This is a genomic window from Gorillibacterium timonense (assembly GCF_001457415.1).
Taxonomy (GTDB): Bacteria; Bacillota; Bacilli; order Paenibacillales; family NBRC-103111; genus Gorillibacterium; species Gorillibacterium timonense.
Window position 1 is genome coordinate 370,916 of sequence record NZ_LN881721.1, and the last position, 21,263, is coordinate 392,178.

The 21,263-nt window shown below is 57.7% G+C and carries 17 protein-coding genes and 1 pseudogene; 11 read left to right on the forward strand and 7 right to left on the reverse strand.

Annotated elements, in window-relative coordinates:
• Positions 1-47 precede the first annotated feature (47 nt).
• Entirely contained in the window at positions 48-506 is a 459-nt protein-coding gene (locus tag BN2684_RS03800; RefSeq protein ID WP_234340148.1) for a DUF1062 domain-containing protein, read from the reverse strand.
• Between the two features lie 678 nt (positions 507-1,184).
• Between BN2684_RS03800 and BN2684_RS03805 the strand changes: the two genes are divergently transcribed.
• Together BN2684_RS03805 and BN2684_RS03810 are read left to right on the forward strand one after the other, a co-directional pair.
• Complete coding sequence (locus tag BN2684_RS03805; RefSeq protein WP_058300843.1) at positions 1,185-3,020, forward strand: ABC transporter ATP-binding protein; 1,836 nt, start codon at positions 1,185-1,187, stop codon at positions 3,018-3,020.
• Positions 3,013-4,839, forward strand: coding sequence for an ABC transporter ATP-binding protein (locus tag BN2684_RS03810; RefSeq protein WP_234340164.1), 1,827 nt, complete (start codon positions 3,013-3,015; stop codon positions 4,837-4,839). Before BN2684_RS03805 ends, BN2684_RS03810 begins: the two co-directional genes overlap by 8 nt.
• A gap of 144 nt (positions 4,840-4,983) precedes the next feature.
• On the opposite strand, the gene BN2684_RS03815 is transcribed toward BN2684_RS03810, so the two are convergent.
• The 5 genes from BN2684_RS03815 to BN2684_RS03835 form a co-directional block, all read right to left on the reverse strand.
• Positions 4,984-5,394 (reverse strand): hypothetical protein, encoded by a 411-nt coding sequence (locus tag BN2684_RS03815; protein ID WP_082651735.1) that lies wholly within the window; start codon positions 5,392-5,394, stop codon positions 4,984-4,986.
• Between the two features lie 329 nt (positions 5,395-5,723).
• A complete protein-coding gene (locus tag BN2684_RS03820) occupies positions 5,724-6,194 on the reverse strand; it encodes a YcxB family protein (RefSeq protein ID WP_148449874.1) in 471 nt (156 codons plus the stop codon).
• Between the two features lie 312 nt (positions 6,195-6,506).
• Positions 6,507-7,661 (reverse strand): hypothetical protein, encoded by a 1,155-nt coding sequence (locus tag BN2684_RS03825; protein ID WP_058300847.1) that lies wholly within the window; start codon positions 7,659-7,661, stop codon positions 6,507-6,509.
• Positions 7,654-8,190, reverse strand: a complete 537-nt coding sequence (locus BN2684_RS03830; protein WP_082651736.1) for an RNA polymerase sigma factor — start codon at positions 8,188-8,190, stop codon at positions 7,654-7,656. The genes BN2684_RS03825 and BN2684_RS03830 overlap by 8 nt, the downstream gene beginning before the upstream one ends.
• A gap of 212 nt (positions 8,191-8,402) precedes the next feature.
• On the reverse strand, positions 8,403-9,110 hold the full coding sequence (locus BN2684_RS03835) for a queuosine precursor transporter (protein ID WP_058300849.1): 708 nt from the start codon (positions 9,108-9,110) through the stop codon (positions 8,403-8,405).
• 232 nt (positions 9,111-9,342) lie between these two features.
• Here BN2684_RS03835 and BN2684_RS03840 point away from each other — a divergent pair, with 232 nt between their 5' ends.
• Positions 9,343-10,554 carry an SLC13 family permease gene (locus BN2684_RS03840; protein WP_082651737.1) on the forward strand — a complete coding sequence of 404 codons (1,212 nt, stop codon included), beginning with the start codon at positions 9,343-9,345 and terminating at the stop codon, positions 10,552-10,554.
• 21 nt (positions 10,555-10,575) lie between these two features.
• Here the strand turns inward: BN2684_RS03840 and BN2684_RS03845 are convergent, their stop codons facing one another.
• On the reverse strand, positions 10,576-11,721 hold the full coding sequence (locus BN2684_RS03845; protein WP_082651761.1) for an MFS transporter: 1,146 nt from the start codon (positions 11,719-11,721) through the stop codon (positions 10,576-10,578).
• 264 nt (positions 11,722-11,985) lie between these two features.
• Between BN2684_RS03845 and BN2684_RS24870 the strand changes: the two are divergent.
• From BN2684_RS24870 to BN2684_RS03880, 8 genes and pseudogenes are all read left to right on the forward strand, one after another.
• Positions 11,986-12,735 (forward strand): annotated as a pseudogene (locus BN2684_RS24870) (DUF3900 domain-containing protein); the annotation flags it as partial.
• Between the two features lie 240 nt (positions 12,736-12,975).
• On the forward strand, positions 12,976-13,437 hold the full coding sequence (locus tag BN2684_RS24875; protein WP_234340165.1) for a DUF3898 domain-containing protein: 462 nt from the start codon (positions 12,976-12,978) through the stop codon (positions 13,435-13,437).
• Between the two features lie 21 nt (positions 13,438-13,458).
• Positions 13,459-14,166: a response regulator transcription factor gene (locus BN2684_RS03855; RefSeq protein ID WP_058300851.1), complete on the forward strand. Its 708-nt coding sequence runs from the start codon at positions 13,459-13,461 to the stop codon at positions 14,164-14,166.
• On the forward strand, positions 14,163-15,566 hold the full coding sequence (locus tag BN2684_RS03860; RefSeq protein ID WP_058300852.1) for a sensor histidine kinase: 1,404 nt from the start codon (positions 14,163-14,165) through the stop codon (positions 15,564-15,566). Before BN2684_RS03855 ends, BN2684_RS03860 begins: the two co-directional genes overlap by 4 nt.
• 747 nt (positions 15,567-16,313) lie before the next feature.
• Positions 16,314-17,225, forward strand: a complete 912-nt coding sequence (locus BN2684_RS03865) for an ABC transporter ATP-binding protein (RefSeq protein WP_058300853.1) — start codon at positions 16,314-16,316, stop codon at positions 17,223-17,225.
• Positions 17,222-17,956, forward strand: coding sequence for an ABC transporter permease (locus tag BN2684_RS03870; protein WP_234340149.1), 735 nt, complete (start codon positions 17,222-17,224; stop codon positions 17,954-17,956). The genes BN2684_RS03865 and BN2684_RS03870 overlap by 4 nt, the downstream gene beginning before the upstream one ends.
• A 1-nt stretch (position 17,957) precedes the next feature.
• Positions 17,958-18,707, forward strand: a complete 750-nt coding sequence (locus BN2684_RS03875) for an ABC transporter permease (protein ID WP_058300854.1) — start codon at positions 17,958-17,960, stop codon at positions 18,705-18,707.
• Positions 18,708-18,882: 175 nt separating this feature from the next.
• On the forward strand, positions 18,883-20,982 hold the full coding sequence (locus tag BN2684_RS03880) for an elongation factor G (RefSeq protein WP_058301007.1): 2,100 nt from the start codon (positions 18,883-18,885) through the stop codon (positions 20,980-20,982).
• Positions 20,983-21,263 lie beyond the last annotated feature (281 nt).

A 21,263-nucleotide genomic window follows, 5' to 3' on the forward strand; every position in this document is an offset into this window, starting at 1 on the left:
GGCTGGATCACTAATTTTGCGCCGGATACGCAACGGAGAACATCCGGTTAAGGAGCGGCCAATACCGTCACCTGCAAATCTTCCTTAAGCTTGCTCCTCAACGTCGCCCCGGGAAGCGAGAAGCGGATTCGGCCCTCTTCGGCCATTCGCTCCAGCTTAGACCGGGATAGCCCGAGCAGCTCGGACAGCACCTTATCGAGCCGCAATTCAAAGGGGTATTTTGTGGACAAGAGGAGGGTGAGGCTTCCTTCGCACTCCTCCATCCGTTCTACCACGAGCTGATAGGGAATTGCGGTGTTTACGCCGCTCGATCCTTTGCGGAGCTGCTCGGTTTGAAAAGCATAGCGCCAAGCCGTTTCTCGGTCATTGTCTTCAAATTTCCGGTGAAGCTCCTTGTCGATCAGGCGGGCATGCACCCGGGAGAGGATCTCGTAATTCCAGGTGCTGTCGCAGTGGGAGCAGCGGTAGATCAGCCAGACATCCAAGTGCTTTTGCTGGGCGTTCATGCGGAATTTCTCGCTGCAGTAGAACTCGGTTGTCTTTTTGCAGCGTCGGCAGTGTGTCAAGACTCTTGGGGTTTCTTCAGCGATGATTTCACAAAGGTATATCCCGCTGGTTAGCATAGGGTAGTTTCCTCCAATGGTTAGAGGAACGCTAGGTATCCATTAAGAAGGAGAAATGAATTTCTCCCAAACAAAAAACGGAGTACCCCTAGGGGGATGCTCCGCGTGGAAGATGACTAACGGTTCGATCCAGCGTTCCCTGTAATGGTTAAAATAGGCGCACTTCTCCCGTATAGGGATATTTCATCCGCACGGAATAGGCGCTATTCGGTTGCTTAACCATTACAGGTATGAAGGCAAGATCAGTTCCACCTTTCGTGTTCTCCTGCCTTTTAGGATAATGGCGAAGCAGAACGCTCGCCAGGGTCAGAATGGCTTTAGCCGATTTTTCTTCTTTCTACTTCACCGTTTTCGAGGGTGTCCTGCGGTCGAGTCAATGGCGTTTTCGCTGGATTGGGGTTCAGGCGCGGCAGCCCTGTGTTATAATAGCTCCCAACTGGAGAATACCGGAACTTATAAGGGAATCTAACGCGCGTGATCAAACGGAATTTCGGATGGTTGGACTTGAATCGTTCGGCGGGTATCGGCTGAACGCGCGAGAAGAGTGGAGGTTATGGAGGTTTGCGTACGCTGCTGTCGTTTGTGAAGCCTTACCGTAAGACGGCGATTATCGCCATCGTGTTGATGCTGACGGAGCTCGCCGTGGAGCTGTGGCATCCCCTGCTGATGCGCTACATCATCAATAAGGGAGTCATTCCCCAAGACATGACAGAAGTGCTGCGATACGGGGGGATTATGCTCGCCATTTCGCTTGTCGGATTCGCAGCGGGCATCATCAATTCGTTTTATGCTTCTCGGGTCAGCCAGGGAGTAGGCGCAGATTTGCGGGGAGCTTTGTTCGAACGGTTGGAAAAGACGTCGTATGCGGACTTCGGCCGTTTTCCCGCCTCTACCCTCATTACGCGCATTACGAGCGACGTCTCGCAGGTGCAGAATATCGTCTTCATGGGCTTGCGCGTCATGCTGCGGGCGCCGCTCATGATGATCGGCGGGCTGACACTCGCGCTCACGCTTCAGTTTCGCGTATCGTTTGCGCTCATTCTGGTCACGCCGCTCCTCATTCTGGCGATGATCCATGTGATCCGCAAAGGCTTCGGACTCTTCCGCAGCGTGCAGGAGCGGCTCGACCGTACCAACGGGGTGATGCGCGAGAGCTTGACGGGGATGCGCTGGATTCGGGCGCTCGTCCGGTCGCGGCATGAGGTGGACCGATTCACGAGCGCGAGCGGCGAGCTGATGGAGAAGACGATCTCGGCGAGCCGCTGGATGGAGCTGACGATCCCGGTGCTCCTGTTCGTGATGAACCTGTGCATCCTGTTCATCCTCTGGTTCGGGAGCCGCGAGGTGGAGGCGTCCCGCGCCAATGTCGGCGATATCGTCGCGGTGGTCAATTATGCGACCCGGATTACGGGCGCTTTCGGCATGCTGTCATGGATCTTGTCGAGCGTGTCCCGGGCGCGAGCGTCCTGGGGAAGAATCGGCGAGGTGCTGGTGTTGCCAGAGGAGAGCACATCGGCTGGAAAAGGGGCTGCGGATCAAACGAACCGAATGGCAGCAGGGGAACGACGGGAATCAGGCGATGGAGAGGGGCCGGAGGAGGCCCTTGATGGGGAGTCTGGACCTTCTGCCGCGGCTCTTCGCGCGGCGAGCGTTACCTTTGAGCAGGTTTCTTTCGCTTATCCGGGCATGGCGGAGCCAGCGCTTGAAGGGATTTCGTTCGTGGCGGAGCCGGGACAGATGGTGGCCGTTCTCGGGGCGACCGGCTCCGGCAAGACGACGCTCATGCAGCTGATTCCCCGTCTTTATCGACCGAAGACGGGGCGTATCCTCCTGGACGGGCGGGATACCGCCGAGCTTCCGGCCGAGACGCTGCTTGCGGGAATCGGCTATGTGCCGCAGGAGATCCAGCTGTTCTCGGGAACGATCCGCGAGAACCTGCTGTGGGGCAAGGAAGAGGCGACGGCGGAGGAGCTGGCGGCTGCGGCGCAGGATGCCCAAATTCACGAGACGATCATGCGCCTGCCGGATCAATACGAGACGATGCTCGGACAGAACGGCGTGAACCTGTCGGGCGGCCAGAAGCAGCGGCTATCCATCGCTCGGGCATTGATTCGTAAGCCGAGGCTTCTGCTCCTCGATGACAGCACGAGCGCGCTCGACTTGAAGACGGAAGCCCGGCTGCTCGCTGCGCTCGGAAAATACCGCTGCACGACGCTGCTTATCACGCAGAAGATCAGCACGGCGATGGAAGCGGACCGGATTCTCATTCTAGAGGACGGGCGGCTTATCGCCGAGGGAGATCACGAATCCTTGTTGGACACATCCACGCTGTACCGAAAGATCGTGGAATCGCAATTCGGGGTAAAGGAGGCGGCGGGACATGAGCGCCATGAATAGAGCCGCGGGTGGGATGCGCGGTGAGCAGAGGGGACCCGGCGGCAAGAAGGCGCGTCCCGCCGACAGCGCCGCCGCCCTGCGCAAAATTTGGGCTTACCTCGCCGTGCACCGCAAGCTGCTGCTGCTCATTCTGCTGCTCGTGCTGGTGAATTCGGCGGCGGGACTGTTCGCTCCTTATCTGCTCGGGCGGACCGTGGATCATTTTGCCGACGGGAAGAGCAAGACCGTCCTCATCCATCTTCTGATCGCGCTGCTCGGCGTCTACGTCATCCAGCTCGTATCCGGCTGGCTGCAGAGCTATTGGATGATCGGCATCTCGCAAAAGACCGTCTTCACGCTGCGGCGCGATCTGTTCGCGAAGCTGCACCAACTGCCGATTTCCTACTTCGCCAAGCGGCGGCACGGGGAAATGATGAGCCGCCTCACCAACGACATCGATAATGTCAGTCAGACGCTCGGGACATCGTTTATTCAAATTCTGTCGAGCGTGCTGACCTTCATCGGCATGCTCGTCCTCATGCTTTGGCTGAGCCCGCTTCTGACACTCGTTACGCTGACCATCGTCCCTGCCATGTTCCTCGGGATGAAGTGGATCACCTCGCGGACCGGACCGCTGTTCAAGGAGCAGCAGAAGAGCATCGGCGACCTGAACGGCTTCGTCGAGGAGACGTTGTCCGGACAACGTATCGTGAAGACATTCGCACGCGAGGGCAGGGTGCTGGAGGAGTTCGCCGTCAAGAACGAGCGGCTTCGCGAGGCCGCCTATTATGCGCAGACGTATTCGGGCTTCATTCCCAAGCTGATGAACGTGCTGAACAACGCCAGCTTCGCCCTGATCGCGGGAGTGGGCGGTTTGCTTGCGCTCAAGGGAGCGATCTCGGTCGGGGTCATTCTGACCTTCGCGGAATATGCCCGCCAGTTCACCCGGCCGCTCAACGACTTGGCCAACCAATTCAACACCTTCCTCTCGGCGGTAGCCGGAGCGGAGCGGGTCTTCGAGGTGCTGGAGGAGCCGGAGGAGGAAGAGGATGAGCGGGAAGCTGCAGAGCTCTCGGGCATGCGCGGCGAAATCCGCTTCTCGGACGTATCCTTCTCCTATGAGGCGAACCGTACGACCCTCTCGGAGATCTCCTTCCATGCGCGTCCCGGCGAGACGGTCGCACTCGTCGGCCCGACCGGAGCGGGCAAGACGACGATCGTCCAGCTGCTGTCGCGCTTCTATGACCCGAGCGCAGGCAGCATCTTCATCGACGGGCGCGACACACGCTCGATTAAACGCAAGAGCCTGCGCAGGAGCATGGGCTTCGTGCTGCAGGACGCGTTTCTGTTTCAAGGCACGGTGCGGGAAAACATCCGCTACGGAAGGCTTGCGGCGACGGACGAGGAGGTGGAGGCGGCGGCTCAGCTTGCGAATGCTCATTCCTTCATCGCCCGGCTGCCCAAGGGCTACGACACCATGCTGAGCCATGACGGCAGCGGCATCAGCCAGGGGCAGAAGCAGCTTCTGTCCATCGCCCGGGCGATTCTTGCCGATCCGGCGCTCCTCATTCTGGATGAGGCGACGAGCAGCATCGACACGGTGACGGAGGTGCGCATTCAAGAGGCGTTGAACCGGCTCATGGAGGGGCGGACCAGCGTCGTCATCGCCCATCGGCTCGGCACGATCCAGAATGCCGACCGCATCCTCGTGCTTGACGAGGGCAAGCTGGTCGAAGAAGGATCGCACCGTGAACTGATCGAGAAGCGAAGCTTCTACTATGACCTGTACCAGAGCCAGTTCAGCAACAATGGGGGAAGAGCGATCCCCGCTGGGAAGTGACGATCGGACGGCTGTCGTGACGAGGAAAGAGGAATGAGGGTAAATCTGGATTTTCGAGCAGGTCCATGATAGGTCGATGCCGAGAGGATTGGACAAATTCATTAAGGTTTTATCGGCTCCTGCTCGAAAATCGCGCATAACCTCCTAGAGGTGATAATACTTTCTCACGTCTGCCGAACATTTGCATACTCCGAACACTCGAATGGTTTTGATGACTTGGGATATTTCCTCCAAAGGAATATCGTTAGCGATGATTAACATACCGATTACGTCATAAGAAACCAACTTGTTAGAAGCTTTCAGATTGGTAATAAAATCTCGTCCGATATGAATGATCCCTACGAATTTTTCCGTTTTTTCTAAAGGGTTGTTCACCATTCGATTCGTAAAATCCGAGTGTACCTGCAACTGATTTCGAATCGATGTCTTGATAAAATCCGTTCGATTGGAATAAAACCCCTCGCTCACCAAGAGATCAACGAAGCCTAAATCCACAACGTTAATATTAATGGTGATCTTCTCAGTAGTTGTTTTCTCATGATCCAAACCTTCCATATGCATTCCCTCCATCATCCATGTGGATTGTATGCGGATATAATACCATCCACATGGATGGTAGTAAAGATGCGTTTCTCCGCTGTCAGAAGTATTTTTACTGACAAGCAGAAGATCGTGCTTCTTCCTCAAATAAAAGCATATTTCGAGATCAAGCACATAACGAATAAGCGACCGCTTCCCGGAGCTCTGCCGGGGAACGGTCGCTTTTGTGGATAAAGGGAGGCCGGATTCGAAGGATAGAACCGGTCCAAGGACGAGGAACCCGTGAAGGGAACCGAAGAGCCAAGCCCGCTATAGCTATAGTAGAGGGAGTGAGTACGGACAGGCTAAACAACCTTGTAAGCTTTCCCGAGTGAATCGCGCATCCACTGGCTTAGCTCTCTTGCGGAGCCGGAGACGATGTCCTTTTTCGGAAGGATGAGGGCCTGGATGTTGCTGATGTAGATGTAATAGCTATCGGTTGTCTCGTAGACGCGGTAGATCGCGCTCCACTTCAATTCCGTCGAGCTTGTTCGGTCCGCCGAGACCGTTTCGACGGTGATTCGTTCCGGGTCCAGCCGGTAGCGGACTTCATCCGGTTGATTCAGCTGCTTGTTGGTTTTGGCATGACGCTTGACGGAGCGGGCTGCGCGTGCGCGAGATCTTACAGGCATAAGAAGCCCCCAGAGAATGAGAAGGGCACCCAGCCAGTAGACGCCAAGGTAAAAGGAATACGCGGCGAGCGCCAGCCAGATGACAGCGAGAATGACGAAAAACAGCCTGTTTTTGCGGAACAAATGGAACCGATTGAACTTCAAAAGTTCTTCCGTGCTCGTGGAAGTGTGAATTTCGAGAAGGGTATTCAAGAAAGATCGCCAGCCTTTGGATAGAAGAGTAGGAACAACGGCAGTGCAGTTCTTCTCATTATAGGGAGGAGGAAGCCTGGCTGGCAAGCTAGAGAGGAGGAAGCCGTCAAATGAGGGTGTCCAGGCGATAAGTATGCAAAAAGGGCGCCCGAAACGAGCGCCCCTTCATACGAATACCGAGTTCATTAAATCGATTGATCGTTTTATTGCATCCAGCCGGATCGAAGGCGCTTGGAGCATGTGTCCGCCTGTTCATTGCGGGGTCTATTCCTCCGGTGCGATTGAGTGCTCGCTGTGGAACTTGATGATCCAGGCGGTGACGACGCCTTTCTCGTCGCGGGAGAATCGAATGGCTTCGTAGTTGCCGTCCTCCTCGCTTCCGCTCAAGCTCATGGCGGCAGATTCGCCGGTTTGTCCGTCCGTAAACAACGAGCTTTCCAAGACGGAGAGCGAGTGACCCGGGTAGTCGTACTGCAGCATGCCGTCCTTGCCTTCCTTGAGGATTCGCTTGGAGGCCGGCACTACTGTACCTTTGGCGAGATCCTCGCGCCAAGGCTCTTGCCCGGCTTTCGGAGCTACGGCGGTTTCCTCCGCTTTCTTGGGGTTCAGCAGCTCATCCAGATAGGCCGCGGCTTTGGCCGGGTCGGCCTTGGCTGAATCGATCGGCAGGGAGAACAGCGCATGAGCCCCTTCAAAGTCCGGATTCAACGCGATGGCTCCGGTAGCTTCATCGTAAGTAAACGAGTGGATATCGTAGAAGCTGCCGGTGCTCACCGCGAGGTACAAGCCGCGATCCGCGAACTTTTCCACATCGTCGCATTCAATCAGCCGATACTGGATTCCGTCTACGACGAGCTCCGAGTACCCGCCTTTCATGGATGCGATGTTCACCTGCCAAGGCTTCACTCCCTTAATAAGAGGCGAGACGAAGAAAGGCGTTGTCCCATATTCCTCGTCCCGGGTGGAGGGCATCGGCTTGCCGTCGGCTCGGGCGATGGAGACGACCGCATAGGTTCGCTCGGAGATGACGTTTCCATCGTTCTTGTGGGCGAAGTCGCTTAAGCTTTTCCCGGAGACGATGCCGTGCAGGGTAAAGGTGTAGCCGCCGGATTCGGCGGATTGGTCCAGCTTGATGGCATCCTTGCCGGCAAAAGCGGCGGCGAGGGTCGGGTTGCCCATCTGCTCGACCACCTGCTTCGAATCAAGCAGATGGGTAGCGGCGATGGCGGTAGCCGATAAGGCAAGGGTGATGGCGGCCGCAAGGAGCACCGCAACCCGTTTTCTTGGACGAATCGTCTTCATGGCTTCTCTCTCCTTCATTAGGTCGATGACGCGCCGGTTCAGTTCGTCGGGCGGTTCCGCCGAGGTTCTGAATGCTTGCTTAAGGGCGCGTTCCCACTGGTCTTGTTCTTCATTCATGGTCATCCGCCTCCAGCATGAGTTTGATCCGCTTGCGCGCTTTGTGCAGCCGGCTCTTGACCGTCCCGGCGGGAACTTTCAGGGCCGCTGCGATATCGTCAATGGACATATCTGCTGCGTAGTGCAGGTAGAGGGGAATCTGGAGCCGATCATCGAGCTTGCGCGCGGCGGTCCGGATTCCTTCCTCCCGTTCCCGGGAGAGCAGGATGTCCTCCGGTGATGCGGTTCCAGAAGGCTGCTCACGAGACTCTGGACGTACGGCATCCTCCAGAAGCTCGCCGGTCGGGGCAATCCGCTGCCTCCAGGCAGCTTTGCGGCGCCGGTTTCGATGCAGCCCGACGGCGATGGAGAACAGAAGCGCCTTCGGATTGCGGCTGTCATCGAGCCTCTCGCACCGCTCGACCGCCTTCAGGAATGTTTCTTGGTAGAGATCCTCCGCATCGGCGATGGTCGGGGCCAAGCGGAGGCAAAAGCCGTAGACGGCCTTGCCGTGCTGCCGCACAAGGGATTCCAACTCTGCATGCTCCAACTGCTTGTTGCTCCTTTCTGAATGGCCATTCATCCTGATATTGTCATAGACGAGCGAAAGGTTCCCTTTTCCACAAAAAAACTTCTCTACAAAAAACGTTCCTACGAAAAACGTTCCAATAAAATGAAAGAGGCAGCCCTGCGAACAGAGCTGCCGAATCTTGTGATGGTGGTATGGAGGGCTATGACGGCTACCGCTTAGATGGCGATCCCTCAGTTCGGGTTGACGCCCTTCGACGTGTCCGCCTCCGGAAACTTGAAGCTGCGGGCGATGTACATCACCGGCGTGGAAGCTACGGAGATGACGAACTTGAACAGGTAGGTGGTCAGCAGAATCTGCGCCCAGACCCCGAGCGAATACTCCCCGGCGAATGCGATAGTGCAGAAGATCAGCGAGTCGACCATCTGGCTGAACACCGTGCTGCCGTTGGTTCGAATCCACAGCTGGTTGTACTTGGAGAAATGCTTCTTCAGCTTACTGTAGATTCGCACGTCGAGGAACTGGCTGCAGAAGTACGCGACCAAGCTGCCTGCGGCGACGCGGGGCAGGAAGCCGAAGATCGTCGTGAGCGGCCCTTGAGCGAAATCCTCCGCGCTCGGATGAAAGACGAGCGCCATCTGCATCATGATCGTCGAGGCGAGCAGGCTGAAAAAGCCGAACCAAACCGCCTTCTTCGCATCCTTCGACCCGTATTTCTCGTTGAGCAGGTCGGTGCACATGTAAATCGTGGTGTAGATGGTGTTGCCAAGCGTCATGACGAGGCCCAGCATGGGGATGGTTTTGGCCACCTGAATGTTGGCGAGCACCGTGGCGAAGCCGATCCAGGCATACAGTCCCGTCTTGCCGAACAAGCGGTAGCAGAGCAGGAACAAGCCAAAGTTGACGGCTACGAACAAGAGCCCCCAGAAAAAGTTGAACATAAATCCTTTCCTCCCTAGTTTTGTTGACGCGGGATGGTCTCGAACCGCGGACCGGTCGCAAAGCGCCGGACCTTGTAAGAATACCAGAACGAGCGGCGCGAGAAAACCGTTATTTTCCGGAAGGGGAACAGACGAACGCCAGATGGGGGCCGCCTTATTGACAGATTCCAAGAAGCCCAGTACCATCAACACGAATCGATTCCATTTGACGCGGACCAAGAGGAGATGCCACATGCCGGGCGAGACAAAAGACTTGACCCCCCTAAAAACGATCCTGCACCAGGCAGATCCTGCCTATAACGGACGAAAAGTCGGAAGCTCGCCAGCTGCTGAATGGGCGAACCGAATCAAGGATTTCTTCGGTAAGGATGTGTTTTTCCTCCTTTCCTTCCTGGCGGCGGTTGTCACCTCGCTGTTCCACGCACCCAGCTGGGAATCGATCGATTTCAAGGTCATTTTCTGCCTGTTTGAGTTGATGGTGATCGTGAAGGCGTTCGAGGAGTACTCGCTGCTTTCGTCCATCGCGGTGACCATTTTGAATAGCTGCAAGAATGAACGAGTCTTAACGCAGACCCTGTGCCTGATCTCCTTTTTCTTTGCTATGTTTTTAACGAACGATGTCGCCCTCTTAACCATCATCCCCCTCATGATCGCGATTGCGCGCAAGAGCAATTATCGCCTGGTGCTGCCCGTTGTCCTGGTGACCCTCTCCGCGAATCTGGGGAGCAGTGCCACCCCGATCGGAAACCCTCAGAACTTATATCTCTTTTCGTATGCCGAGCTGAGCACAACCACTTTCTTTGCCTCATCCTTGCCACTGGCCGCCGTAAGCTTGGGGATCCTCCTGATCCTAAGCTTCCTCATTCAGCCGAACCAAATCCAATTCTCCATGCATACGGCACGGGTCGTTGAAAAAAAGAAGCTCGCCCTTTTCGCTTTGCTATCGGTTTTCGCGGTGTTAAGCGTCTTCGGGGTGATGTCGTATCTCCTTACGTTTCCCCTTGTCCTGGCGGTTACGCTGCTGCTCAACAGGCGGTTGCTTGTAAAAGTCGACTATCGGTTATTGCTCACCTTTGTCTGCATTTTCATAGCGATCGGCAACTTGTCATCCCTCGCCATCATTCAGAATCACCTGACTGCTCTTACGGATACGCCGATCAAAACCTTTGCGTCCTCGCTGCTCCTGAGCCAATTCATCAGCAATGTGCCGAGCACCATCCTGCTTGCCCCGTTCACGGCATACCGTGAGGCGTTGTTCTACGGCGCAAACATCGGCGGGCTTGGCACACCCGTCGCATCTCTGGCAAGCGTGATTGCCTTCAAGCTGTTCGCTCAAGAATATCCGCATATGAAGCGGGACTATCTATGGAAATTCTCTCAATGGAACGTGGGCTGCCTCCTGATCTTAGGCGTCTTGTTTGGAATCGTTCTGCTGATCCGCTAATGCCTGGGGCCAAGTGCCCGATCATGAGGCGCGCCGCTTCGGCAAGAACAGGTAAGCCCCTACGATGACCGCGATCAGGACGAGCTCCCCGGCGAAAATATTACTGAACCCATAAGCCGCCCGGTGCTGCTGGAGCGGATTGAGCGCGCGGGTGGGATGGAGGTCGAGAAGCTTGCCGAGCAGCGTGGCGGTGGCGGCCGAGGAGATGAAGTTCAGCATGGAAAAGAGGCCCATGCCGACTCCGGCCTGCTCCGGCCCGAGCTCCGCGGCCACCGTTCCGGAGAGGGCGACGAGCATCAGCGTCTGGCCGAGGTAGCCCCCGACATAGATCGCCCCCGTCCAGAGCGGCGAGGCTCCGGCGAAGGTGGACAAGAGCAGGCAGCATGCCGCCTGCAGCGCCGCCGCGAGCCGCATGAGGGCGGCGTTGCCGCGCTTGTCGGCGAAACGGCCGCCTCTTCTGCCGAGCAGCACGGAGGCGAGCGCCCCCGGCAGCATGACCCAGCCCACGCGGGCGGAGGACAGCCCGTTCACACGGGCGAGCAGCTGCGGCATGAGGTAGGGCAGCGAGAAGCCGATGCTGTTCGCAGCGAAGGCGATGGCGAGCCCGAGCGAATAGCTGCGGCTCGCGAAGAGGGCGGGCTGGATGAAGGGCGCTTCCGCTGTGCGGATGCGCCGGATGAACAGCCCGGCCAGGACGAGCCCGGCGGCGGCGAGCAGCCAGCCGGAGCGCGTGACCGCGAGCAGCAGGCACGTGGCCGCGCCGGTGAGAAGAGCGGCGCCGGCCCAGTCCATCTGCGAGCCGTGCAGCGGCGGCTCGTGGGCGAGCAGCCGCCGGAGGAACGGCAGCGCGAGGAGCGCTAGGCTGGCGAGCAGGAAGAGGTAGCGCCAGCCGGCGGTTCCGGCGATGAGCGCGGCTGCGACCGGGCCCGCCGCGCCGAGCGAGGAGCCGGCGGCGAAGAAGATCAGGCCGAAGGTGAGAAGCCCCTTCAGCCGGTAGCGGTCGGCCAGCTTGCCGTAGACGACCGAGCCGACGGCGTAGACCAGCATGTAGCTGCCGGCCACCCAACTGACCTGGGAGGACGGGAGCCGATACTGGCGCGCGATCTCGGGCAGCACCAGGTTGAACACGGAACCGTTCAGGACCGAGATCATCAAGGTGAAGCGCATGAGGAGCTGAAGTCGCTCTTCATGGATGGAGCCTGCTCCGCCGCCCTCTTCGGCAACTGTCTTATCTGGAGCTGGGCGGCTTTTTGGACTTGCTTCGGGTTTTACGGGGTTGCTCGACGGTCCTTCGCGGGAAGCCTCCGCTGTCTTTACCACATGATGAGCCTCCCTTCACCTAGTCTTTGACAGCCTGCCCGCCGGGGGGTAAAGTTATTTTCGTAGCATACCCATTTCGGCGAATTGACCCGTATCCAGAAGGAGATTTTCATGGACATTCTCATGCAGTACCTGTCCTTTTTTGTCATTCAAAGCGAGAGCGAAGACCCGGAGGCAGCGAAGACCTATCGGCATTTCCAGACTCTGCACCGGGAAAGCTACGAGAATAGCGAGCTGAAGGAATTCCTGCACGGAGAGCTCGAACGCATTCTGAAGCGCAAAGCGGAGCGCAACCCGAAGACGGAGCAGGCGCCGACGAAGATCGGCCGCTTTCTTGTGGAGCCGGGCTATGAACCGTCCTCCAACCCCAATTTCAATCTGTTTCAACGCCTTCGGCAGGCCTCGACCCGGGAGGAGTTTCAGGCGGTCAGCGATGATCTGATCCGCACCTACCTGAACACGAGCGCTGTGCGCGGAGGTGCTTTTATCGTAGCGGCTGCGAAGCTGCCCAAGTATTTTGACGAGCCGTTTATCTTCGTGCTCAAATGCGATTTCGAACCGAAGATCGCGCGCATTTCGGATGAGAAGAGCTTGGTCTCCCAGGTGGAAATGGCGATCAGCGCCCGCAGCATCAAGTCGATCCAGTATCCCTATATGCCGGAGCCGGGGATGCTGGAGGAAGAGGAACTGAAGATTCACCAGGCTTCTCATGCTCGTTATTTTGAAGACTTCCTGAAATACGTCACCTATGAGAAATCGAAGCCGGCCATCGTGACCGAGCAAATGCTCGGGATGGTTCAGGAATACATGGACGCCAAATGGCATGGTTCCGAAGGCTCCTATCAAACGGAGGAAGACGGTACGGATCTGGGCACGGATCTGGATGCCGGACAACCGGCGGGCGAAGCTGGACATGGAGAAACCCCGCCCTGGGACGAAGCGGCTGGAGCGGGATCGGAGAACGAAACGGGAGCGGCGCCGGAAGGCATCCTGGCTGCGGCATCCGAGGAAGAGGTGCGCCTGGGTGAAGCGGGTTCGCCGGACGGTCGAAACCGGGCGGCTTCCGCACCCGTGGACGCGCGCAGGCGAGAAGAGCAGCGCATGGAGATATGGGCCGCGGGAGAAAAGCGGGAGCTTCAGGAACGCTGGAGCCACGATCAGGTGGCGGATGCCGCTGCGCGCATCGTTGAGACGCAGCCGGACTATGAGATGAACTTCAAGCTGGACGGCATCTCGGTCCGGGGCAAGATGGAGGAATACGGCAAGAGCGTTCACATCGCCAGGTTGAACGGACGGTATGTGGTGCTCATCGAGGGAGACGCCTTCCGCTTTGACAAGGGCATCTCTCCGATCGAGCTGCTCAGCCCGGAGCCGTTTGAGGAGGTCGTCGCCCGCATCGCGGAGGAAGCTGACCGCCGGACCGTGGAGGAGAGGGAAGAACGCTGGCGTGAGCGGGAGGAACGGCTGGCCCGCGAGAACCATGCGGCCACTTCCTCCACTGAAAGCGGAGAACCCTCACCGTTCGCTGGGGAAGCCCGCGCGGACAAGCTTCCTTGGGAATGAAGGCATTGAGGGGGGAACCAATTGAAGAAACGCATCCTGTACGTGGAAGACGATCGGCAGATCGGGAGCTGGGTGACGGAGCACCTGTCCGGCTGCGGGTATGAGGTGGATTGGTTGACGGACGGCAGTCCGCTGACCGTCCATCTGGAGGAAACGCTGGTGGGAGAAGGCACGGACAAGCGGGGTTGCGACCTGGTGATTCTCGATGTCATGCTTCCCGGTCTCGATGGATTTTCATTGGGTCGGCGAGTGAAGGAGGCTCATCCCGATTTGCCAGTGCTGATGCTGTCCGCTCGAACGGCCATCGAGGACAAGCTGCAGGGACTGCAGTTCGCCGACGATTATTTGACGAAGCCGTTTCATCCCGACGAGCTTGCCGCGAGGGTTGAGGTGCTGATGCGGCGGTTCGGCAAGCTGGAAGAGGAGGCGCTCCATCTGAAGCATCTGCAGGTATACGGAGAAGCAGAGCGAATCGTCGATTCCCGCACCGGGGAGGATATCCGACTGACCGGGAAGCAGCATCAGATTTTCCAGTACTTTTTACGGCACCGAAATCGCATCTTAACGAAGGAACAGCTCTATGAAGGGGTGTGGCAGGAGCCCTTCCTGGAAGGGGACAAAACCTTGATGGTGCACATCCGGTACCTGCGCGAGAAGCTGGAGCAGGACCCGGGACAGCCGGAGATTATCGAGACGATCCGGGGAATCGGATACCGGGTGCGCGCATGAGGACGAAATGGTACAAATCGTTGCTGATGCGGTACATGATGATCCTCCTCACCGCCATCATGCTGTGGCCGCTGCTTATCCCCTTATCCTCTCTGCTCTACTCCTTACCCTTTGTCTCCGGGCAGGACGAGCCGACCTCTCCTTATCAAAGCAGAACCTATATGACCGAGCGCTGGCACCGAGAAGCGACGGCTCTAAAGGATGCGAAAGCTTCTCAAATCAGCAGCAAACTGCTGGATCTCAAAAATGAATTCCCGGAGGCTTCGATGTTCTGGGTGGACGGCAACGGAACGAGCCGCCTGGAGCTGCCCTTTCAGTCCTCCATCCCCGATCATTGGACGGCAAGTGATACGGTAGCCTTCATGAAAAAGAGCTTCGACGCCGACCCGTTCACGGTGGTCGCATTCATTGGCAAAGAAACCGAAAGCGATGTCACAACCCAGGGCTTTATGGTTGTCCAGGTTCCGGTTCACCTGCTCAAGGAAACGAATGTGCCGGTCTACGTGGCCCATGTCTTTATCGTCATGCTGTTGATTTTATTGGGCTTCTTTATCTTCATATCGACGTGGTTCTTCTTCCGCCTGCGCAGAAGGCTCGTGAAGCTGGAGAAGGCGATGATTCCCGGAAAAGACAGAGGGGGCATTCCGAAGCCGGTGAGCATCAGCCGCGAGGATGAGATCGGGCGTCTGGAGTATGCGTTCAACGGAATGGTTACGGAGCTTGCGGCTGGTCGAGCCCGGGAAGCGGAGGAGGAGAAGCTCCGCCGGGAGCTGATCGCGAACCTGTCCCACGATCTGCGGACGCCGCTTACGGTCTTGCGAAGCCACGCCTATTCGCTGGAAAAGGAAAACCTGTCCGCTGGCGGCAGAGATTCGCTTCGGCTCTTGAATGCAAAGGCGGAGGATGTGGGGCGTCTGCTCGACGATCTTCTCTCGTATACGCTGCTCGCGGCAGGCAAGTACCCGGTCCAGCTTGAGCGGTTGGATATGGGGAGGCTGCTGAGAACGCATGCGGCGGAGTGGTATCCGCTCTTGGAGCAGAACGGGATGGAGCTGGACTTGGACACGCCTGAATACCCGATTTTCTGGCAGGTGGACGCCAACCTCATGGGCCGTGTGCTGGACAATCTTCTGCAGAATGCCGTGCGCCACGCGGCCGACGGCCGTTACATCGGAATCCGGCTCATTGCGCTCGGCAAGGGGGCCGGAGCCAAGGAGGAGGAAATCGTGGAGATCTGCGACCACGGACCGGGCATGGAGTCCCGCTCGGAACGCGGGGGGGCCGGACTTGGATTGGCTATTGTCGAGCTGATGCTCCGCGAGATGGGATTGGTCTCCGAGACGGTCAGTTCTCCCGACGGCACGATGATCCGCATTCGACCGACAAGAGAAGCGAGGTAATTTGCGGTAGCTCTTCTCGTCGGGATCTGCCAATCGAGATCGGCTTTAGGAGATCGAACCTCGTTCCGAGGATTGCTCATTGGATTACTCCGAGAATTAACCTGGACAGAGGATCGCCATGGTGTGGCGGCCAAGGTCTACGACCTACTCTGTAGCTGAGCAGGATGGAGCTCGAATCGTCTTTTTTTGAAAATGATGCAAAAATAGCATCATTCCTGGAACAACTAGGCTATTTCTATTAAAAATGTTGCTTATATTGCATGATTTTGCAGACGATACCTGGTTTGATGGTGAAAATCATGCAATTATTACAACATTATTGGCCAGTAATAGGGAATCAGGAGTGAAATTGTGCATAAAATGCAACATTCTCTTTCATGCGAGTAAGAAATGAGGAGGCTGCCGGATTTCCAGATGCGGGGGGCTATCCCAAAAGTCATTTTGGAATGTATAGCTCGACATTATACGTGAGATCACATTTTATTAGGAACCTTCATTCCCACTTATGTAGTGGCCTTGAAGGTTCCTTTGCATTTCCTTATCAGATCTATCGCATGGGCTTACCCTTTTGGGTCAGCTCCTTTTTGTGTTGGACCGGAGAATGGGGGATTTCGCTGCCGCAGGCAGGTGTTGGTTTTTAACCTTTTTTTAAACGAAGCGCACTCTTCCTTTAACCTGACCGCGATAGACTGAGAGTCGTGAACAGATCGCAGAACAATCGCAGAACAGAAAGAGAGGCGCTTACACTTGAGTGAAATCGTATTGGAGACCCGGCAGCTCACGAAAACGTATAAGAACCGGGCTGCCGTTAACAATGTCAGTTTAAGCTTAAACAAAGGGGACATATACGGCTTTCTCGGACCAAACGGAGCCGGCAAGACGACGACGATCCGCATGCTGCTCGGGCTGATCCGCCCGACGGCGGGCAGTGTCCACGTCTTCGGCAAGCCCCTTGCCACGAATAAGCTGGATATCCTGAGGCGAGTTGGTTCGCTGGTGGAATACCCTTCCTATTACGGGCATCTGACGGCCCGCGAGAATCTGGAGACGATTCGCCGCATTCTGGACGTTCCCGTATCCCGCATTGATGAGGTGCTGGCGATCGTCCGCCTGACGGGAGAGGAGCGGCGCCCGGTGAAGGGCTTCTCGCTCGGCATGAAGCAGCGGCTCGGCATCGCTGCGGCGCTCCTTGGGAATCCGGAGCTGCTCATTCTCGATGAGCCGACCAATGGCCTCGATCCGGCAGGCATTCACGAGATTCGCGAGCTGATCAAGAGCATGCCGAAGGAGTTCGGCGTCACCGTGCTGATCTCGAGCCATCTGCTGAGCGAAATCGAGCATATGGCGAATCGGGTGGGCATCATTCGGGAGGGGCAGCTCATCTTCCAGGACAGCATCGAGATGCTGAAAAGGCAGGCTTCCAGTCAGCTTCGTCTATCGGTGAGCGATCCCGAGACGGCCCGGTTGACGATTGCGCGATATGACAGCCGGGCGGTTCTTGAGGACGGAGCGCTTTATCTGGACCTGCTGTCGGATGAGCAGATCGGGCGGTTGGTTGCTCACTTGGTTCAAGAGGGCCATTCGGTATACCGGGTGGAGGAGATCCGCAAATCCTTGGAGGATCTGTTCCTCGATCTGGTGGGAGGCGACAGCTTGTGAGCCGGACATCTACTCTTGGCATGCTCGGTCGCGTCTTCTCCACCGATCTTCTCAAGCTTCGGAGAACGATGGCGGTGCCGCTTGCGGTTCTGGGGCCGGTAGGGGTCGTCAGCCTCACCGCTCTCAACTTTGGCCTCCGCTACGATTATCTAACGAAGGTATACGAGGGAAAGCTCTGGGAGGGGCTGATTGAGAATACGCTTTATCTCAGCTTTCTCGCCCTCCTGCTCGGCATGGCGCTCCTGGCATCCCAGTTCGCCGGTCAAGAGCATCAGACGCGCGCATGGAAGCAGACGCTGGCACTTCCCGTTTCTCGCTTCAGCGTCTTCACTTCGAAGCTGATCCTTCTTGTTCTCCTGCTTGCTTTCTCCTGCCTGCTGCTGTTTGGCGGCATTTGGCTGCTCGGGGGTCTGCTCGGATTCGGCTGGCTTCCACCGCTCGCTCTGCTTGCCCGAACAGCCTTCTTCCCGCTGCCGGCCGGTCTCGCCTGCCTGGTTCTGCAGTACGGGCTGTCCGTGGCCTTCAAAAACCAGGCGATATCGCTTACAGTGGGCATTCTCGGCTGTGTTGTAGGTATGTATGGTATGCTTCCGGATTGGGTCATCTGGAAGTGGCCGCTGCTAGAGAATCATACGGGCAAGCCGGAATGGTCCGTCTTCGCTGGCATACTGGCCGGTGTACCGTTATTTGTACTCGGTTGCGCTCATTTTATCCGAAAGGACGTGAATTGACATGCGGGTGTACGGAAGGGTTTTAACCTCGGAATGGCGCAAGCTGGGCAAATCCTCCATCTGGCTGCTCGTTCTGGTCGGACCTCTGCTCAGCACTCTCCTCGGCAGTCTGGATCTGGAGGGGGTAGCGAATGAGAATGAGAAGTGGCTGGGGCTGTTCCTCAATATGGCGTCGGGACAGGGGTTGCTGTTTTTGCCGCTTTTTACCGGAATCTTCGCCGCGTTCGTCTGCCGCTATGAGCACCTGGACGGAGGATGGAAGCAGCTGATGGCACTTCCCGTCCGACGGACGGCAGTCTATTTCGCCAAGCTGACGCTGGTGCTGATCCTGGTTGCCGCCATGCAGCTTCTGTTCCTCGGCTTTTATCTGGGAGGGGGAAAACTCCTCGGTCTATCGTTGGGAAGCCTCCCTTGGCAAACCGTTCTTGGCGGGATTGGAGGCGGCCTGCTCGGGGCTTTGCCGATCGCTGCTCTGCAGCTTGCCGTTTCGGTCGGTTGGACGAGCTTTGCCGGTCCGCTCTCCTTGAACGTCATGCTGACCATCCCGAATGTTTTGGTGGTGAACTCCAAGGATTTCAGCCCTTGGTATCCGTGGGCGCAGCCGTTTATGGCGATGATGCCGCGTATAGCTGGACACGAAACGTTCGCCGCTTTGAATTTGAGCTTGTCTACCGTCCTGATCGTCATCGCGGGAGGAACCATCCTTTTCCTGGCATCCGGTCTTTTCTACTTTAACCGCAAGGAGATGTGAACGGGCGAAGTTCATCTCGCCTGAACTTGTCTGCCTAAACTGCCTAAATGGATTGAATTATATGATCTGTATGATCCGCAAAATCTGCAGAGAGAAGGCTTGCATGGACTCGCATAAGGACCATCCGGTACAATAGAGCCAACAGCTAGAAAAGAGGTAGGGCCGGATGAACGGGATGATTGCGAATACGAGCCACGGAGCCGGAGCTCCTCTGCAAAAACGCCTGCGTAACGTAGGCGTCTTTGCGCATGTCGATGCAGGCAAAACGACCACGACGGAACAGATGCTGTATGCGAGCGGGCGCATCCGCACGCTGGGCAGCGTCGATGCGGGCACGGCGCAGACGGATTTTCTCGACGTGGAGAGGGAGAGAGGCATCTCCGTGCGAGCGGCCGTTACCCGGCTGGAGTGGGGTGATACGCTCATCAACCTGGTGGACACGCCGGGTCACGTCGATTTTCTTGCCGAGGTGGAGCGGTCGCTGTCGGTCATGGACGGAGCGATCTTGATCGTCTCCGCCGTGGAGGGGGTGCAGGCCCAGACGGAGGTTATCTGGGATGCGCTCTGTGAACGCGGACTTCCGGCCTTGATCTATGTGAACAAAATGGACCGGATCGGAGCCGATCCCGAAGGAACTCTGCGGCAGATTCACCGGGTTCTCGGAGCGAATGCCGCTCCTCTTCAAGCGCCATGCGGAGCGGAGGGAGGCTTCGCCGGTGTTGCCCCGCTAGCCAAGTTCCTCGATGGTGGGGGCGGGATCGCTTCGGAAGAGGAAGGACTGGTGTTGCCTTCCGACAAGTGCTTGCGTGCGGACGAGGGGCGGGAGGTCGAGGAAGGCTGGGAAGTCGAGCCTTACCGCACGCTGCTCCTGGAAGCGGCGGCGGAGGCGGACGAAGAGCTTCTCGTCCGGTACCTGGAGGAGGGGGAGATCGGCGCGAATGAACTCGCCTCTCGTCTCCCGGAGCTGACGCGCCGCCGCCGGATCGTTCCGGTGCTGTTCGGCGCATCGGCCCGGGGCATCGGCGTTCGCGAGCTGTTGGACGGCCTTGCCCGTCTTCTGCCATGCCCCTCGGGCGACCCGACGTCTCCTTTGGCGGGGGTCGTCTTTAAACTGGAAAAGGACCCGGCCATGGGACGGATCGCTTACGTGCGGTTGTATGAAGGAACCATTCGCAACCGGGACAGCGTCCACAATCAGACGCAGGAGCTTGCCGAGAAGGCGACGCAAATCCGCCGCGTGGAAGGGCGCCGATCGGAGGACCTCGGCATTCTTGAAGCAGGAGATATCGCTGCGGTGTATGGCTTGTCCCGTGCCCGGATCGGCGATGTCCTCGGGGCGGAAGCGGAGGTTCCGGGAGGAAAAACGCTCGCGGTTCCGCTCCTCACGGTGCAGGTCGAGTGGCCTCCTGCTGCGGACTACATGGCGGTGGTGGCCGCTTTTCAGGAGCTGGCCGACGAGGACCCGCTGCTTGATCTCCAGTGGATAAAAGAGGATCGTGAGCTCCATCTCAAAGTGATGGGTCCGATCCAGATCGAGGTGCTGACAGAGCTGGTCAAGAGCCGATTCGGGCTCGATGTCCGCTTTGGAGCGCCTTCGGTGATCTACAAGGAGACACCCGCCCGGACGGGAGAAGGCTTCATCGCCTACACGATGCCGAAGCCGTGCTGGGCAATCCTGCGGTTTCTCATCGAGCCGGGCGAACGCGGCAGCGGTATCGTTTACCGGTCGCTCGCCCGGCCGGAGAGGCTGCTCGAAAGCTATCAGAACGAAGTGGCCCGCCGGGTGCCCGAAGCCCTTCAGCAAGGGCTGTTCGGGTGGGAGGTCACCGATGTGAAGGTGACGCTGCTGGAAGGGGAGCATCATGTCTGGCATACGCACCCGCTCGATTTTGTCGTGGCGACGCCGATGGGAATTATGAACGGACTTGCGGAGACCGGAGTGCGTCTGCTGGAGCCGATGCTGCGGTTTCGTCTGTCTGTACCGGAGGAATTCGGCGGGAAGCTGATGAACGAGCTCGTGGTCATGCGAGGCGAATTCTCCGCTCCTGAGCTTCACGGGGAGAGGATGGAGATCACCGGCACGGTCCCGCTCGCCACCTCCCTGGACTTCCCGGCGCGGATCGGCTCGCTCACCAAAGGGAGGGGCATCTGGTCCAGCTCGTATGCCGGGTATCGGGAGTGTCCGCCGGATGTTCACGCCGAGCGAGCGCGCCGGGGAGTGAATCCGCTCGATCAGGCCAAGTACATCCTGGCCGCCCGGAGCGCGCTCTCGTAATTTCGGCCTTGTGGGTGTACGAAAGCCACCGATCGATCAGGGGAGTGCTTTCAAAGACATGATCGGGCTTTCCAGTGGAAATACCAAGGGGTTAATCCAAGGCTGCTCTGGTGCTGTTTTTCTAATGGAGGCCACGGCCGCTATTTCGTCGATAGGTAGGGGTTTGAAATTCTAGCGGAACTGCACGCCGCTAATGGGGGCAAATCGCCCATTAGCACGCCAAAGGAAGCCAAATAGCGGCGTCCATTTCCGTCAGATGGAGAAGAGTGCCATTTTGAGCT

Coding starts and splice junctions, on each gene's coding strand:
- BN2684_RS03875 (WP_058300854.1), top strand. CDS start 17,958: ATGCGGGTGTACGGAAGGGTTTTAACCTCGGAATGGCGCAAGCTGGGC.
- BN2684_RS03810 (WP_234340164.1), top strand. CDS start 3,013: ATGAATAGAGCCGCGGGTGGGATGCGCGGTGAGCAGAGGGGACCCGGC.
- BN2684_RS03880 (WP_058301007.1), top strand. CDS start 18,883: ATGATTGCGAATACGAGCCACGGAGCCGGAGCTCCTCTGCAAAAACGC.
- BN2684_RS03825 (WP_058300847.1), bottom strand. CDS start 7,661: ATGAATGAAGAACAAGACCAGTGGGAACGCGCCCTTAAGCAAGCATTC.
- BN2684_RS03835 (WP_058300849.1), bottom strand. CDS start 9,110: ATGTTCAACTTTTTCTGGGGGCTCTTGTTCGTAGCCGTCAACTTTGGC.
- BN2684_RS03840 (WP_082651737.1), top strand. CDS start 9,343: ATGCCGGGCGAGACAAAAGACTTGACCCCCCTAAAAACGATCCTGCAC.
- BN2684_RS03800 (WP_234340148.1), bottom strand. CDS start 506: ATGAACGCCCAGCAAAAGCACTTGGATGTCTGGCTGATCTACCGCTGC.
- BN2684_RS03860 (WP_058300852.1), top strand. CDS start 14,163: ATGAGGACGAAATGGTACAAATCGTTGCTGATGCGGTACATGATGATC.
- BN2684_RS03815 (WP_082651735.1), bottom strand. CDS start 5,394: ATGGAAGGTTTGGATCATGAGAAAACAACTACTGAGAAGATCACCATT.
- BN2684_RS03845 (WP_082651761.1), bottom strand. CDS start 11,721: ATGCGCTTCACCTTGATGATCTCGGTCCTGAACGGTTCCGTGTTCAAC.
- BN2684_RS24875 (WP_234340165.1), top strand. CDS start 12,976: ATGGAGATATGGGCCGCGGGAGAAAAGCGGGAGCTTCAGGAACGCTGG.